General features: G+C 36.8%; 11 protein-coding genes and 1 pseudogene. 7 read left to right on the top strand and 5 right to left on the bottom strand.

The window, feature by feature from the left end:
- Positions 1 to 11: 11 nt before the first annotated feature.
- Together H3Z85_10085 and smpB are read right to left on the bottom strand one after the other, a co-directional pair.
- Positions 12 to 1,520, bottom strand: coding sequence for an OmpA family protein (locus tag H3Z85_10085; protein QPQ53631.1), 1,509 nt, complete (start codon positions 1,518 to 1,520; stop codon positions 12 to 14).
- Between the two features lie 77 nt (positions 1,521 to 1,597).
- The gene (gene smpB, locus H3Z85_10080; protein ID QPQ53873.1) at positions 1,598 to 2,056 is read right to left on the bottom strand and encodes an SsrA-binding protein SmpB; all 459 of its coding nucleotides are present in this window, start codon (positions 2,054 to 2,056) and stop codon (positions 1,598 to 1,600) included.
- 121 nt (positions 2,057 to 2,177) lie between these two features.
- Between smpB and H3Z85_10075 the strand changes: the two genes are divergently transcribed.
- Positions 2,178 to 3,800, top strand: coding sequence for an ATP-binding cassette domain-containing protein (locus tag H3Z85_10075; protein ID QPQ53630.1), 1,623 nt, complete (start codon positions 2,178 to 2,180; stop codon positions 3,798 to 3,800).
- A gap of 83 nt (positions 3,801 to 3,883) precedes the next feature.
- On the opposite strand, the gene H3Z85_10070 is transcribed toward H3Z85_10075, so the two are convergent.
- The gene (locus tag H3Z85_10070) at positions 3,884 to 4,696 is read right to left on the bottom strand and encodes a M48 family metalloprotease (protein ID QPQ53629.1); all 813 of its coding nucleotides are present in this window, start codon (positions 4,694 to 4,696) and stop codon (positions 3,884 to 3,886) included.
- A 107-nt stretch (positions 4,697 to 4,803) separates the two neighbouring features.
- Here H3Z85_10070 and recJ point away from each other — a divergent pair, with 107 nt between their 5' ends.
- The 6 genes and pseudogenes from recJ to H3Z85_10040 all read left to right on the top strand — a co-directional run bounded on the left by recJ (position 4,804) and on the right by H3Z85_10040 (position 13,306).
- Complete coding sequence (recJ, locus tag H3Z85_10065) at positions 4,804 to 6,516, top strand: single-stranded-DNA-specific exonuclease RecJ (protein ID QPQ53628.1); 1,713 nt, start codon at positions 4,804 to 4,806, stop codon at positions 6,514 to 6,516.
- Between the two features lie 46 nt (positions 6,517 to 6,562).
- A complete protein-coding gene (locus H3Z85_10060) occupies positions 6,563 to 7,147 on the top strand; it encodes a nicotinate-nucleotide adenylyltransferase (GenBank protein ID QPQ53627.1) in 585 nt (194 codons plus the stop codon).
- A 75-nt stretch (positions 7,148 to 7,222) separates the two neighbouring features.
- On the top strand, positions 7,223 to 7,561 hold the full coding sequence (locus H3Z85_10055) for a DUF3817 domain-containing protein (GenBank protein QPQ53626.1): 339 nt from the start codon (positions 7,223 to 7,225) through the stop codon (positions 7,559 to 7,561).
- 244 nt (positions 7,562 to 7,805) lie between these two features.
- A pseudogene (locus tag H3Z85_10050) lies at positions 7,806 to 10,065 on the top strand (TonB-dependent receptor family protein).
- A 45-nt stretch (positions 10,066 to 10,110) separates the two neighbouring features.
- Entirely contained in the window at positions 10,111 to 12,363 is a 2,253-nt protein-coding gene (locus tag H3Z85_10045) for a TonB-dependent receptor (protein ID QPQ53625.1), read from the top strand.
- A gap of 82 nt (positions 12,364 to 12,445) precedes the next feature.
- Complete coding sequence (locus H3Z85_10040; protein QPQ53624.1) at positions 12,446 to 13,306, top strand: alpha/beta hydrolase; 861 nt, start codon at positions 12,446 to 12,448, stop codon at positions 13,304 to 13,306.
- 39 nt (positions 13,307 to 13,345) lie between these two features.
- Here H3Z85_10040 and H3Z85_10035 read toward each other — a convergent pair whose 3' ends face one another.
- Both H3Z85_10035 and H3Z85_10030 read right to left on the bottom strand, forming a co-directional pair.
- Positions 13,346 to 15,100 (bottom strand): discoidin domain-containing protein, encoded by a 1,755-nt coding sequence (locus tag H3Z85_10035; protein QPQ53623.1) that lies wholly within the window; start codon positions 15,098 to 15,100, stop codon positions 13,346 to 13,348.
- 27 nt (positions 15,101 to 15,127) lie between these two features.
- Positions 15,128 to 16,150, bottom strand: coding sequence for a hypothetical protein (locus H3Z85_10030; protein ID QPQ53622.1), 1,023 nt, complete (start codon positions 16,148 to 16,150; stop codon positions 15,128 to 15,130).
- Positions 16,151 to 16,156: the final 6 nt, after the last annotated feature.

Raw genomic sequence — 16,156 nt, 5'->3', positions numbered from 1 at the left:
AGAAAAATTAATTATTTTCTTTTTTTAGCTGGAGCTTTTCTTTTAGCTGGAGCTTTACCTTTCTTCACTACAGTCTTCTTCACTACTACGTCTAGATCAGATTTCTTAAGTGCATCCCAAGCAGCACCGTTAACAGCTTCAACAACTACTTTTCTGTCAACCATTCTTTCAGCGTCAGTTGCTTTAGCAGGAACTTTAGCATCTCTTGATCCAACACCAGTAGATTTCAATTGGTTACCGTTAACTCCTCTTGATTCAAGAGCAGCAACTACAGAAGCAGCTCTTTCTCTTGAAAGTTTCAAGTTGTAAGCAGCAGCACCTTTAGCATCTGTGTGACCAGTTACTAAGAATGTACCATTTGAAGATTGCTTAATGATCTTAGCAGCTTCATCTAACTTACCGTTAGACTCTGGTCTGATCGTAGCTTTGTTGAAGTTGAACAAGATACCTTTAAGAGCACCTGTAGCTTCTTCAGAGATTACTTTCTCTGGTTTAGGACATCCGTTGTATTCTGGAAGACCTGGAACAGTAGGACAAGCATCATCTTTATCAAGGATACCGTCACCGTCTGTATCTGGCCAAGGACAACCGTTGTTTTCAGCAGGACCTGCTACTGTAGGACAAGCATCATCTTTATCGATAACACCGTCACCGTCTGTATCTGGCCAAGGACAACCGTTGTTTTCAACTGGACCAGCTACATCTGGACATTGATCGTCTTTATCTGGAACACCATCTCCGTCTGTATCAGGACATCCCTGGAATTCTGGTAAACCTGGTGTATCCGGACAAAGGTCATCTTTATCTAGGATACCATCCTTATCTCTATCTCTGTTTCCAAATCTGAATAAGATAGATGCAGAAGCTTGCCAGTGGTTTGCAACTGAAGATTTATCACCTGGAGTTGATACATAATCACCCTGAACACCAAGACCGAAGTTCTTAGTTACCCAGAAGTTAGCACCAGCACCTGTAGATAAAGCAAAGAAATTAGCTTTACCATTTTCGTTACCATCTTTACCGTTTTGAACAGTTTCGATTGGGTTACCATTAGCATCTACACTAGTTCTTGGGAAAGAAAGTGCAGTATAGTCATGTCTTAAATAGTTAGCACCAACTCTTAAATATGGATCAAACCAAGATTCTTCGTTCCATAAAAGACCTGCAGCTTTAACCTGAAGACCAAGACCTGTCATTAGGTAGAACTCTTTCCCCATGTTGAATCTTTTGTTTTCAACATTTCCTACTGAAGTCTGCCAGTCGATAACGAAACCTTTTCCAATGTTTCTAGCAACTGTTAACTTAGATAGTGGAGGTGTAATAGAGAAGTTGTTCATATTGAACATACTCTTCGTTAAATTTTTAGCAGAGAACGTATTACTGAAGCTTGAACGTGCTGCTACGTGGTTTTCTGCGTGAGCACCAACTCCGATTAACCACGGATTATTGGTAGTCTGCGCGAAAACAGTAGAAGCGACAGTAAGCGCCAATGCTGAAATTCCTAATTTTAGATTTTTCATAGAATTAAATGATTAAATAATTGATAATGCAAAATAAATATAATTTTTCTTTATATACAAAGTTTTTCAAATGATTTTTAACTTTTCTTTAATATTCTGTCCAGGTTCCGTTTATTTTCTCTATCTTTTATCGCCTCTCTTTTATCGTAAAGCTTTTTCCCTCTACCCAGCGCTATCAGCACCTTTGCTTTACCTCGATCGGTGATATATAACTTCAGAGGTATAATTGTGTTCCCGGCATCTTTTAACTTTTTCTCAAGTTTTGTTAATTCTTTTTTGTGCAACAGCAATTTCCGTTCCCTTTTTGTTTTGTGATTATAAAAAGTGCCTAATTTATACTCATCAATCATCATATTAATAATGTATAATTCCCCATCAATAAACTGACAGAACGATTCTGTGATAGATGCTTTAGAAGAACGTAAAGATTTTATTTCTGTCCCTGTCAAAACCATCCCGGCTTCGTATTCCTCAAGAATTTCATATTCAAACCGAGCTCTTCTATTTAATATGTTAACTGTTTTTTCAATCTTCATCATTTTAAAATTTCGTTAATGAAATATATAAAAAATACCCTACATTTAAAAACTTGAGTATTATATTATTACAATATACCCAAATTCTTTTCGTATTTTTGCGCCAAATTTACAAAACTATATGTTAACAGTATCTAACTTATCTTTACAATTCGGGAAAAGAGTTCTTTTTGACGAGGTAAATATTATGTTTACCAAAGGAAACTGCTACGGGATCATCGGAGCAAACGGTGCGGGAAAGTCTACATTCCTGAAAATACTAACAGGGAAGCAAGATCCGACAACAGGGCATGTATCTCTGGAACCAGGGAAAAGAATGTCAGTTTTGGAGCAGGATCACTTTGCATATGATCAATATACTGTTCTTGAAGCTGTATTAAGAGGAAATAAAAAATTATTTGAGATAAAGGAGGAAATGGATGCGTTATACGCAAAAGAAGATTTCTCTGATGAAGACGGAATTAAAGCTGGTGAACTAGGGGTAATTTATGACGAAATGGGAGGATGGACTGCTGAATCTGATGCACAAACCATGCTTTCCAACGTAGGAATTACAGATGATATGCACTGGCAGATGATGAGTGAACTTGAGAACAAAGACAAAGTAAAGGTTCTTTTGGCTCAGGCACTTTTCGGAAATCCGGATGTACTGATTCTGGATGAGCCTACCAATGACCTTGATATTGATACGATCTCCTGGTTAGAAGACTTCCTTGCTGATTATGAAAATACAGTAATCGTTGTATCTCACGACCGTCACTTCTTAGATACAGTTTGTACGCACATCGGTGACCTTGATTATTCTAAGCTTAACCTTTACACAGGTAACTACTCTTTCTGGTATCAGGCTTCTCAGCTGGCTACAAGACAGAGAGCGCAGGCAAATAAGAAAGCTGAAGAGAAGAAAAAAGAACTTCAGGACTTCATCGCAAGGTTCAGTTCGAACGTTGCTAAGGCTAAACAGGCTACAGCAAGAAAGAAAATGATCGACAAACTAAATATTGACGATATTAAGCCATCTTCAAGAAGATATCCGGCTATTATTTTCGAAATGGAAAGAGAAGCAGGAGATCAGATTTTAGATGTAAAAGGTCTTGAGAAGACTAAAGATGGAGAATTATTGTTCTCTAACATCGACTTAAATCTTAAAAAAGGAGATAAAGTAGCGGTACTTTCTAAAAACTCACTTGCCATTACAGAATTTTTTGAAATTCTGGCAGGAAATGTTGAACCAGACAAAGGAACAGTTGCTTGGGGAGTTACAACAAACCAATCTCATATGCCTTTGGATAACACTAATTTCTTTCAGGAGGATTTAAGCCTGGTGGACTGGCTGAGACAATTCACCAAAAATGATGAAGAGCGCCATGAAGAATTCGTAAGAGGATTCCTGGGAAGAATGCTTTTCTCTGGTGATGAGGCTTTAAAATCTTGTAAAGTGCTTTCAGGAGGTGAAAAAATGAGATGTATGTTCAGCAGAATGATGCTTCAGAAAGCAAATGTACTTTTACTGGATGAACCGACCAACCACTTAGATCTTGAGAGTATCACAACATTGAACAACTCTTTATCCAACTTTAAAGGTAATCTTTTGTTAGCATCTCATGACCACGAAATGCTTTCAACGGTTTGTAACAGAATCATTGAACTGACTCCTACAGGAATCATCGACAGAGAAATGACTTATGACGAATATCTTGCTGATAAAAAGGTAAAAGAATTAAGAGAAAAAATGTATTCTTAATCTTATAACAGCATTAAAAAATATATAAAAATACCTCAAAGCAAAGCTTTGAGGTATTTTCGTTTAAACAATAAATAAAATAATTATTTTGTCAGTTTTGAAGTGGGAAGACTTACCGTCCCCGGATCTTTCCACAATCCGTCTTTCTCTGCTTTCTTTTTGATTGCAAGCGCTCTCTTTTCACTGTCAGGGTGAGAATTAAACATCTTCTCAAAATTGGTCTGCGTACTTCCTTCTGAAAGTAATGCCAGTTTTTTGAAAGCTGTATAAGCTCCTACAACATCATACTTATTCGTCTTCATGAAATCGTATGAGTAGGTATCTGCTTCAGATTCCTGTTTTTTGCTGTGAGAGGCATCTAAAAATGCATTGGCCATTTTTCCGATCTGGCTTTCATTAAGGGCTGCTACTGCGCCCGAAGCTGATGATGCGGCATCTAATGCGGCGGCCTTCAGGTATGCAGATTTCATGGCATCTTTTGTATCCTGATTTTTTACGTGACCGATTTCGTTCCCGATTACAGCCAGTAATTCACTGTCAGTCATGATGTCCATCAGGGAAGAAAATACTCTCACACTACCGTCTGCACAAGCAAAAGCATTGATATCTTTTACTTTGTACACTTTGTAATTCAGGTTAAGGCCATCTTGTGATTTGTGTTTTCCAAACAATTTATTCAATCTCACGGTATATGGATCTTTTGCTCCCGCCACAGGATTATTCTTATCCATCCATTCTACTGATTCTTTGGATAATTTGATGGCATCTTCGTTGGTAAATGTCAGGGCTTTTGCACCATTAGAAACGATTCCAGCTGCTTTTCCCAGATTAATTTTTTGAGCATTGATCGTATGCATTGCGCCCAGAAATAAAAGGCACACAGTCATTTTTTTCATAGTCATTTAAATTTGGAGCACGAAGATAATTATTTTTTAACAATTATAAAGCTCAAACTTCATTCCTGATCGTTTCACAATGCTATTTTTTTCCCTATTTTTGTGAAATGAGTCAAAAATGGATTTATAAGCCTGAACCCGATGAGGAAGTTGTGGACAGACTAAGTTCGTCACTTGGTTTTGGTACTTTTGAATCTAAGCTCCTCGTTCTGCGGGGAATTGACAATTATCAAAAGGCCAGAGAATTTTTTAAACCGAACCTTAACGATATTCATAACCCGTTCTTAATGGCGGATATGCAAAAGGCTGTTGAGCGCATTGCTACTGCAATTGAAAACGGAGAAAAAATATTGGTATATGGCGATTATGATGTAGACGGAACCACAGCTGTAGCCCTGATGTACCTTTATCTCAGCAAAATTGTTGAGAAAAAATACCTGGATTACTATATTCCGGACAGAAATTCTGAAGGATATGGAATTTCTACAGAAGGAATTGATTTTGCGAAAGAAAATGGTTTCTCATTAATCATTGCCCTCGATTGTGGAATAAAGGCACTTGATATGATAAGCTATGCCTCTGGTTTAGGGATAGACTTTATTATTTGTGACCATCACCTTCCGGGTGAAGAAATTCCTAACGCAGCTGCTGTTCTTGATCCTAAAAGAACCGACTGCCGATATCCTTTCAAGGAACTTTCCGGATGTGGTGTAGGCTTTAAGCTTTGCCAGGGATTAAATACCATTTATAAAATTCCGGAAGCCGAATTATTTGAACTTACGGACCTTCTTGCTATTTCCATAGCAGCCGACATCGTTTCAATGACCGGAGAAAACAGGGTTTTAGCCAAAATGGGGTTAAAAATCCTGAGGAAAACAAGAAATATGGGATTAAGACTATTAATTCCTGAGGATAAACTTTCCCATTTTGAAATTTCCAATATTGTTTTTGAAATTGCTCCTAAAATTAATGCAGCCGGAAGAATATCTCATGGTAAAGCCGCGGTAGAATTAATGGTTTCCGACAATTTAAAGCATGCCAACCAGATTGTGAATGATATCATGAACCTCAACGATGAGAGGCGTGAACTGGATATGAATTCTACGCTGTCTGCCTTGAATCAAATTATAGAATCCCAGCAGGAAACAAAGCATACTACCATCGTTTATCATCCTGAATGGAATAAAGGAGTAATCGGTATTGTTGCCTCACGGCTTATTGAGACCTATTACAAACCTACCCTTGTATTTACTGACGGTAACAATGGGGAAATGGTAGCTTCTGCAAGATCTGTTTCTGATTTTGACGTTCATGAAGCTCTTGATATGTGTTCTGAATATTTCCTTAAATTCGGAGGGCACCACGCCGCTGCCGGACTTTCTATGGAGAAAGATAAGTTTGCTGCATTCAAAGAGAAATTTGAAAGAATTGTTTCTGAAAAAATTCAGGAGCACCAGAAAGAGCCTTCTATTTCGATTGATACGGAAATTAAAATTGATGAAATCAACAGAGAATTTATCAATTTTCACAGAAAACTCGCTCCGTTTGGCCCTCATAATATGAAACCTATTTTTACATTGACAAACCAGAAGCTGTCTGGCTATGTAAAAACGATGGGAAAAGATAACAACCATCTTAAGTTTTATATTAAACAAGAATCTACCGGTAGGAATATTGAATGTGTCGGTTTTAAACTCGGGCAGTTTGTTGATGATTTTAAAACTAAAAGTTTCGATCTGGCATTCACATTGGAAGAAAATCACTGGAAAGGCAATGTAACCCATTATCTTAATATCAAAGATGTAAAGTTCAGAGAATAATTACTGTTTTACCTTATCTGTTGCTTATCATCTCTTACTTTGACAAATGAAAAAAATCGGTTTATTTTTTGGATCTTTTAACCCTATTCATATCGGGCATCTTATTTTAGCTAATTATATTCTGGAAAATTCAGACATGGATGAGCTTTGGTTTGTAGTGAGTCCGCAAAATCCGTTTAAAGATAAAAAATCATTGCTGAATGACCACAACAGACTGGATATGGTTCAGCTTGCTGTAAAAAACTATCCGAATATGAGAGCTTCCAATGTAGAGTTTTCACTTCCGAAGCCCAGCTACACGATTGATACTCTTACCTATCTTCATGAAAAGTATCCCGAATATTCTTTCAGTTTGATTATGGGAGAAGATAATCTGGATAGCCTTCATAAATGGAAAAACGCTGATATACTGATCAAAAACCATCATATTATTGTGTACCCCAGAGTGTTTGACGGAGCAAAAAAGGATTCTGAATATCTGAGGCACGATAATATTTCTTTGGTAAAGGCGCCAATAATAGAACTTTCCGCCACTGAGATCCGCAATATGATTAAAGAGGGTAAGAATGTAAGGCCTATGCTGCCACCCGAAGTTTTTGAATATTTGGACGGAAGCAGTTTTTATAAGTAATTTTGCAAACCAGAAATCAGAGGTTAGAAGTTTGATAAAACTCTTACTTACAGCACTCAAATTATACGTAAAGAAATGAACTTCATCGAAAAATTTTTCAACAAATATTCCCAGGACAAAATCATTAAGTGGTTTAAACAGATTTGTCTTGCAGAGGCCATTTCATGTATTTTACTGTATTGTGTAGCTATGATCTGGATTCGATATGATGAAAATCTGTATTCTATTATTTTCATTAGTGTAGTGGGAAGTTTACACGGCTTATTCTTTACACTTTATCTTTTATTATGTCTTCCTGCAAGAAAAATTTACAACTGGGATGATGAAGATTTTGTTTTTGCTTTATTAGCAGCATTTTTCCCTTTTGCTACGGTTTGGGTCGATAAAAAACTGGCTCAATTCGACAGAGAATAATCACTTTTTTAATAAAATCTGAATTTTTGCTGTAACAAAATTGTTGTTACAGTTGTCTTATTATACAGAAAGGTCAGGCAAACCATATTTTTCATTTAATTTTTATTCATTGTAAATCAATTAATTATATAAAAGTAAAAATATTTTTCAGTACTTTGTATTGCATAATACTAAATTAATTATATATCTTTGTAATGTTAAATAACTAATCATACAAGCTATTAACAATTAAAAAATAATCATCATGAAAACTCAAATCCTTATAGCAGCTTTATTTTTCGGCGGATTGATAACTGCACAGCAAAAAAAGACAGTCTGAAAGTAAATGCTATTGATGCGGTGAATATCAAGAAACAGGTTTTCAAAAAGCAGGGCGATCGATTAGTTTATGATGTGGCATCTTCTCCTATTGCAAAGGGAACCAATACTTTTAATCTTTTAAAGCAAACTCCCATGATTTCCAGTATTGACGGAAAAACATTAAAGATTCTGGGAAAGTCTGATGCCATTATTTATATCAACAATAAAAAAACCAATATGGATTCTGAAGCATTGATAGAAATGCTGAAGTCAACTCCCTCAGAAGATATCCAGAAAATTGAAGTGATTACTGTTCCGGGAAGTGAATTTCAGGTAGAATCTAAGGAAGGAGTTATCAATATTGTCATGAAAAAGAATAAAAACAACGGCTATAACGGAACCTTGAAAATGCAGAATGAACAGGCTTATTACAATAATCCTAATGCAGGAGCATCATTTAATTTCAGACAGGGAAAATGGTCGGGGAATTCAAATTTCAGAACGGGAAGCTGGACAGAAAGACAAAAATACTCTTTATCCAACGGAGACTCAACCTTCAGAAATGAGTCTTATGGTTTTAATGATGATCCTAATAAAAACTTCAGTGGCGGATTCAATATCGACTATGAGATTAATAGGAGACAAAGCTTAGGATTTTCGTATAACATGAGATACAACAAAAGTTTCAATTCGGTACTTGATATCACCAACTGGCAAAATGGTGTTTTAAAAAACAGAACGGTTAATAACGAAGATGCACAGACAAGAAATCATTCTTTTAATCTCAATTACGAGCTAAAAACAGATTCTCTGGGTAGTAAACTTACTTCGAATGTCTCTTATTTATGGTTTAACCGGGATAAAGTAAGTTTCAATGAAAGTTTTCCTCTGACGAATGATACGATCAATAAATACGGGGCACTTCACCAATCAGTTCCACAAATTATCAACAACTATGCAGCCAATATCGACTATCTTAAAAAAACTGCCAAAGGAGCGACCTGGTTAATGGGAATCAGCTACAACCGTACCAATACAGATAATGATACAAGACAGGATAAACTTTTAAAAGGTGAATTTGTCATCGACCCCAACCAAACCAACCACTTTATTTACAAGGAAAACATATTGGGAATCTACCTCAACTATGAAAGAAAACTGACGGAAAAATTATCCGGAAAAATAGGAGCACGTTACGAAATGACCAGAAGTACGGGAGATATCGTAGACAAAACAGGATTTGAGAGAAACTACAATAACCTGCTACCCTACCTGAATCTAAACTACACCATCAATTCTGACCACAACCTCAGCTATACTTTTTCCAGCAGAATCAGAAGACCTCGATTTTGGGAACTTAATCCTTCCAGAACTTATTTTACTCCAACCAATTATACACAGAACAATCCATTTATACTGGCATCCAAATATTATAACCAGGAGCTTAATTACATGTATAAAAATGCATTCTATGCTAATCTTAGTTTTAATATGGTAGAAGATGCTGCTGCCTCTGATATGCTTCCTTTACAGGGAACGGTAACGGCTCCCCAAAAAGATGATGATGGTAAAATCATTTACGATATTAAAGGAAATCCAATCATGCAGACTACCCGATTTCTGAGATACATAAGAACCAATTATGGGAAGAGCAGGGAACTTAGCCTGACCCTAGGTATGAATAAATCCTGGTTCAAAGATATCTGGACAACGAACTACTCTGTAAACCTGTCTTATGTAACCTATAAAGGTGCTGTTCTGAATGATCCTACTTCTATGCCAGCTCCAGGGGAAATTGAGGTGGTGGATCCTTACATCATTGATATTAAGAACTACAATATGTCTGCGACAATCAACAATATTGTCAGGCTTTCTTCTAAAAAAGACTGGTTTTTGGGGGTCAATTACTTTTTCTCCAGCAAAGCAGCTACGGAAGCAGGAACAGTAGGGGTAAGACAAAGCTTCGATCTTAACCTGAAAAAAATTGCGGGTGACTGGACTATCATGGCGGAAGTGAGCGACTTATTTAATCAAAGCTACTACAGGGTCAACGGAATACAGCCAGATGGAAAATACAATAACATCACCAACTTCAGCTATCCGAGACTGATAAGTATAGGAGTTACCTATAATTTCGGGAACCAGAAACTAAAAAAGCAAGGGAAATGAAATCAGCCAATGATGCTGTAAAATCAAGAACCTAATATCATAAAACTATATCATTCAACCACTCTTAAAAAAAAACAAACATGAAACGTATCCTTTTGTCAATGGCTGTCATCTTCGGAACCTTTGCATTAGCTCAGGAAAAGAAATCCGACACGGCAAAAACAAAAAATATAGAAGGAATTACCCTCACTAAACAGGTATTCAAGAAACAAAGCGACCGTTTTGTATATGATGTTGCTGCATCGCCTGTTGCTAAGGGAAATACTACTTTTGACCTCCTTAAACAAACTCCTTTGTTATCTTCAACAGATGACAAAACATTAAAGATTGCAGGAAAAAATAATGCCCTCATCTATATCAACGGCAGAAAAACAAATATGGATGCAGAATCTCTGGTTCAGTTCCTCAAAAATACACCTGCTGAAAACATTCAGAAAATTGAAGTTATTACAGTTCCCGGCAGTGAATATCAGGTAGAATCTTCAGACGGAATCATCAATATCGTATTAAAGAAAAAGATGAGTGACGGACTTAACGGAAATATGAGGTTTTCAAACACACAAAGTAAATACAATGCCAGCCAGGCAAGCTTCTCTGCCAATTACAGAAAAGATAAACTGGCCATCAGCGCCAACCTTAATGGTGGTGAAAATATTCAGGCACAAAGATATGTATTGAGAAACGGAACTGCAGATACTTCCAATGAATCTGTAGGAGACATCGATGATCCAAACAAAAACATAGGTGGCTACCTCAACATTGATTACCAATTGACAGATAAAAGTAACCTTGCTCTTTCCTGGAATACATGGGCCAATAAAAGCTACAACTCAACTGTAAGCTTATTCAATACCATAAAAAACGGCAACAACACGGTTTATACCTGGTCAAAAAATAAAGAAGATGCCAGAACATACAATAATTCTCTGAACTTAAACTATGAATTAAAAACGGATTCTCTGGGGAGTAAATTGAATGTGAATGCCGCTTACCTGAATTATAAAAGATTTCAGTTTACCGACAACAGGACGTATGCCTCAAATAGTAATGGAGACATTAAAGATATGACCACTCAGGTATTCCAGGACCTTCCTCAGATTATTAATAACTTCTCAGGGATGGTTGATTATATCCAGAAATTTAAAAATGACCTGACCATTTCTGTAGGAGGAAATTATAACAGGACAAAAACTGATAACGATTCTAAAAACATAACTTACTTTTATGACCCGGCAAAAAACCCTGATCCAAAACCAAATCACTTTATTTATGACGAAAATATCTATGGATTGTATGTAACGGCAGAAAAGAAATTTTCTGATAAATTTTCCGGAAAAATTGGTGCCAGATATGAGATCACAAACAGCCTGGGAACTTCTGACAATGCAGCCACTGAAGATCTGAAAAGAATTGAAAGAAATTATAATAACTTTCTTCCTTACCTGAGTTTCAACTACGCAATTAATGAAAAAAACAATATCTCCTATTCCTTCTCCAGCAGAATGAGAAGACCGAGCTTCTGGGAAATCAACCCGGTAAAAAACATCCTTACAGATTATAATTATACACAGAATAACCCTTTTGTAAAAGCCTCTTCTACCTACAATCAGGAACTTACCTATATGTATAAAAATTCATATTTCCTGATTTTAAACCATTCTTATTTTAAGGATGCTATTACCCAGGTACCGTTGCAGGGCTATCCTGTATCTCCGGATGGAACCGTTGGATCAAACCCTGTATTGAGATACATCAGAACCAATTTCGGAGACAGACAGGAAATGTCTGCCATGTTTGGAATTCAAAAGTCATTCTTCAAACAATACTGGACCACCAACTTTAATATCGGACTTCAGCATAACATCAACAACGGAAGCCTGGATACCGATCCTACAACAGGAGATCGATTTAAAAATAAAGATGGCCAGTTTATTGTATATACTAATAATATAAAATCTACGAGTCTTTTGATCCAGACCAATAATACCATCCGTCTTGATAAAAAGAAAACGTGGTTCCTGGGAATTAATTATTTCTATATAGATAAGCAACAAATTGAGCTCGGTCAATTAAAAAGCCTGATGAGTTTAGACCTTAGTATAAAGAAAACCTGGAATGACTGGACTTTCGCAGTGAATCTTAATGATATTTTAAGAACAAATATTGTTAAGATCGAAGATTACCAGGCCAATGGAAACTACAATTATGTACACCAAAACCAGTACCCAAGGAACATCATGGTAAGCCTTACCTACAACTTTGGAAATCAGAAGGTGAAAAAGGTAAGAGACATTGAAGGGGCATCAGACTCTATTAAAAGCAGAACAAGATAGAAATTATCTTTCTTCATATTTAAATCAATTATTTTGTACACAAACCCGTTGAGATCTCAACGGGTTTTTTATCTTTAATGGTATGAAAAAAAGGTTGATCGGAACACTTTTATTGACCACCTTATTTCTTCTTTTAATAAACTGCAAAGACAAAAAGATTAGTTTTGATAATAAGGTCGGTTTTGATAAAGAAGAAAACATTTCATATGGCCCACATTCCGGACAAACCATGGATCTTTATATTCCTCATAAAAAAATCACCGAAAACACAAAGGCTTTTATCATGATCCATGGAGGTGGCTGGCGTGCCGGAAATAAATCACAGCTGACATTCTTTGCCTTATCATTGATGAAGCAGTTTCCCGGTCACATTTTTGTTAATATGAATTACCGGCTTGCTTCTGAAACTGAATATGCCTTGCCCAATCAGACAGACGATATCGGCCATGTGGTTTCTTTTTTGGAGAACAAACTTCATTACTCTCCTCAACTGATCCTATTGGGAAACAGTGCCGGCGGCCATTTATCCATGTTATACGCTTACAAGTGTGACCTTTTGAAAAAAGTTAAAGCAGTTATCAATATTGTCGGACCGGCAGATCTTTCCGATTCCGGTTTTAAAAATTATCAGGAATACTCCTTTGTAGAAAGACAGCTTGTAGATCCTCATTTTCCAAAAGCCGGAATTTCAGATATCGATGTGGCCAGTCCTGTATACTGGATTACAAAAGAATCACCTCCTACTCTATCTTATTACGGAAAGAACGATCGGGTCATTCCATCCCGCCAGGGAAAAATACTCGATTCTGTTTTGTCCAGAAATAATGTACTGCATGAGTTTTATGAATTCAATGGCGGCCATCTGGATTGGGACAAATCACCAAACGATGTTGTTCTCATCGATGGTATAAAATCATTTCTACAAAAGGCTGATAATAAATAACACCCCTGATAGCTCAAAGTGTGTTTATAAAAGAATTATTTATTCTGATCTAAAAACCTCTGTTCTTTCCGACATTCCATTGGCATTAAAGGCTTCAATCTGAAAATAATAAGCATCTGCTCTGTCAGCACCCGTAAAGAAATACTCATTCTTTCCGTATACCATGATGCTGCCATATAATTTATCCGGTGATTTCCCCCAATAGATAACGTATCCGTCTGCTTCAGTATTTTGTTGCCATTTCATCCATATACTTCTTCTTTCACCATATTTTTTAGGATCGGCTCTTAACGGAACAAAGCCTTCAACCTTCTTAGGTTGTTCTCCTGCTCCCTTTCCAAATACCCTGAAGCCGCTTAAGGCAAATTTTCCGGTAGGCATTTTCAGATTTTCCATCTTAAGAAATCTTGCGGAGGCTGGCTTTTCCAGTTCGATATAATCATGCGGAACATCTTTGGTATTTTTACTTTTATCTACTAAGACTTTCCATTTTTTACCGTCATCAAATCCGTAGATTTTGTACTGATGCATTTTTCCTGAAGTTTTCCCCATAAACTCAGCATCCTGATCTGCATAGTTGATCTGAATGGCATTGATCGTTGAAGTCTCCCCAAGATCAGTCTGGAACCATTCTCCGGTGTTTCCGGTTTTTGCGCTCCAGTAAGTTTTAATATCTTCATCTACTGCAAAATTGGGCTGGTAACTTCCCAATGTAGAAGAAACCTGCACGGGTTTGTTATAGTTCAGTAACATCCATCCGGCAAAAAGTCCTTTGCTAAAATCCTTTCCTTGTGCATATTGGGGAAGGTAGGTAGGATAATCTCCATACGCTGTGTTGCAATACATTATGTCATCTTTATCAAAACCAGCCGGCCAGATTCCAAGTCTTCTTTCAAAATTATTTTTGGTGGAAATAAAAATAGTGGAAACGTGCCACCAGTTTTTAAAGTTATCCTCAAAAGTAGCACCGTGCCCTGCTCCTCTGGCAAAACCTCCCGGTTTGTATGAAAAAGGGTTGTGCTGCTGATATTCGAAGCCTTCCAAAGGACTTTTACTCACATATACTCCATCCGAATACCCACTGAATTCCGTGGCTGGAGCTCCGTACTGCATATAATATTTTCCGTTATGCTTTGTCATCCATGCTCCTTCTACAAAAGGCTGCAGAAAAACATTATCATTGTACTCCCCAAATCTTTCCCAACCATGGTCTTCCGGTTTTAATCTGAGGATAGGCTTTACAAAACCTTCTGACTGAAGAGTCTTTACTTTGACTTCAGTTCCCAATAGCGGCCATTCATTGCTGGATCCCCAATAGAGATAAAGTTTATTTTTATCTTCATCATAATGGAACGCCGGATCCCAGGCACCTACTTTTAAGGTATCCACGGCAATTTTCCAATCGTCTTTAGTAGGATTTGTACTTTTCCAGATCGGGAAATCCTGCTCCCATGTTGAACCGAAAACATACAATGTATCTTTCATGGCCCAGACAGCCGGAGCATTAAGATCGTGAATATATTTATTATCTCTTAGAAATTTTCTTTTGACAAATTTCCAGTCCAGCATATCATCACTATACCAATATCCCTCCTGGTTGGTGGAGAAAAGGAAAAGTTTATTTTTAAAATTAACAATTACCGGATCTGCTGTAGCACGATGTTTTCCTTGTTTCGAAAAGGCTTCAAACGGCGTATAGCCATAATCAATATTGATGGGATTACAGAATGTCTTCTGCTGGGCACCTATTACAATTCCAAGGAAAATAGCTATTGACAGAAAGTATTGTCTCATTTTTAGATTTTAAAGATTAAGGCAAAGTTAGCTAACTTTTTTGGGTTTTCTCCAGATAAAGCCATCCAGAAGATAATGAGTAAACTGCGGAACAGTCAGCAAAGGAATCAAAAATGCCAATAGATTTTCGGAAATATATAAGTTTAGTGAGAAATGTTCATTCCACACCAATGTTTCCCATAGGAATTCTTCGAGTAATGCAAATAACAGGATAATTCCGATGAATATGAATATCCCGGAAGCAGACCTCAGCGCAGGCAACCAGAAAAGTGAGCAGTCTTTCTGTTTAATTTCACGGATATAAATCAATGCGATATAGGGAATACCATGGGAAACTACATTCAGAAGAGTGAAAAGGAGATCATTATTAAAGTAAACAATCCCGAAATACCATGAAAAGTAGGTTCCGGCAATAAGGGTAATTTTAGGAATATTAATATTTCTTGTTTTTACTCCTTCCATTATTATTTTTATGATCCAGACGACCAGTATCAAGATATATAGACCAGTGACTACACCAAGATAGTCAGGTAACTTTTTGAACCAGTCAAATTCGCTGTTCACAAACCAAGTAAAAGAACGTGGCGTTTTAAACCAATACAACATGGGAAAAATTGTAGCAGCATATACGGCTATTTCATCTGTTTTTTTACTCCAGTTACCAGGTTCAAATCTCGCATATACTCTTACGAAACCATATTGCTGCCGAATAAAATGAAATACAGCAATGAAGGCAAGCACAGACCAGAATACCAAATCTCCGAACTGAAATAAAAGGATACCCAATCCCAGACTTAGAAGAGGAATACCATAATACAACAGTTTTCTTTTCTGTACTTCTGCTTTTACAAAATAGGTCTTAAATAAAGTGGAATATACATGAGCTACATCCACAAAAACTATCAGCAACAGCCAAGTGTAAAAAGAATACGTTTTTTCAAGCTCGTGAATCTGCTTCTGAAAAAGAAAAATAATCAACAGGACAAGAAATGGTGGGGATAGAATAAACCACCAATCAGTTTTTGCATTATGTATCCAGGGTTGTTTCATATTCTT

It is taken from the genome of Chryseobacterium indologenes, assembly GCA_016025055.1.
GTDB lineage: Bacteria > Bacteroidota > Bacteroidia > Flavobacteriales > Weeksellaceae > Chryseobacterium > Chryseobacterium indologenes.
Note: the sequence above shows the minus strand (reverse complement) of the source record. Positions and strands in the feature narration are given on the sequence as shown.

Bases quoted from the DNA above. Each gene is read 5' to 3' on its own strand.
- H3Z85_10085 (QPQ53631.1), bottom strand. From the start codon at position 1,520: ATGAAAAATCTAAAATTAGGAATTTCAGCATTGGCGCTTACTGTCGCT.
- smpB (QPQ53873.1), bottom strand. From the start codon at position 2,056: ATGAAGATTGAAAAAACAGTTAACATATTAAATAGAAGAGCTCGGTTT.
- H3Z85_10075 (QPQ53630.1), top strand. From the start codon at position 2,178: ATGTTAACAGTATCTAACTTATCTTTACAATTCGGGAAAAGAGTTCTT.
- H3Z85_10070 (QPQ53629.1), bottom strand. From the start codon at position 4,696: ATGAAAAAAATGACTGTGTGCCTTTTATTTCTGGGCGCAATGCATACG.
- recJ (QPQ53628.1), top strand. From the start codon at position 4,804: ATGAGTCAAAAATGGATTTATAAGCCTGAACCCGATGAGGAAGTTGTG.
- H3Z85_10060 (QPQ53627.1), top strand. From the start codon at position 6,563: ATGAAAAAAATCGGTTTATTTTTTGGATCTTTTAACCCTATTCATATC.
- H3Z85_10055 (QPQ53626.1), top strand. From the start codon at position 7,223: ATGAACTTCATCGAAAAATTTTTCAACAAATATTCCCAGGACAAAATC.
- H3Z85_10045 (QPQ53625.1), top strand. From the start codon at position 10,111: ATGAAACGTATCCTTTTGTCAATGGCTGTCATCTTCGGAACCTTTGCA.
- H3Z85_10040 (QPQ53624.1), top strand. From the start codon at position 12,446: ATGAAAAAAAGGTTGATCGGAACACTTTTATTGACCACCTTATTTCTT.
- H3Z85_10035 (QPQ53623.1), bottom strand. From the start codon at position 15,100: ATGAGACAATACTTTCTGTCAATAGCTATTTTCCTTGGAATTGTAATA.
- H3Z85_10030 (QPQ53622.1), bottom strand. From the start codon at position 16,150: ATGAAACAACCCTGGATACATAATGCAAAAACTGATTGGTGGTTTATT.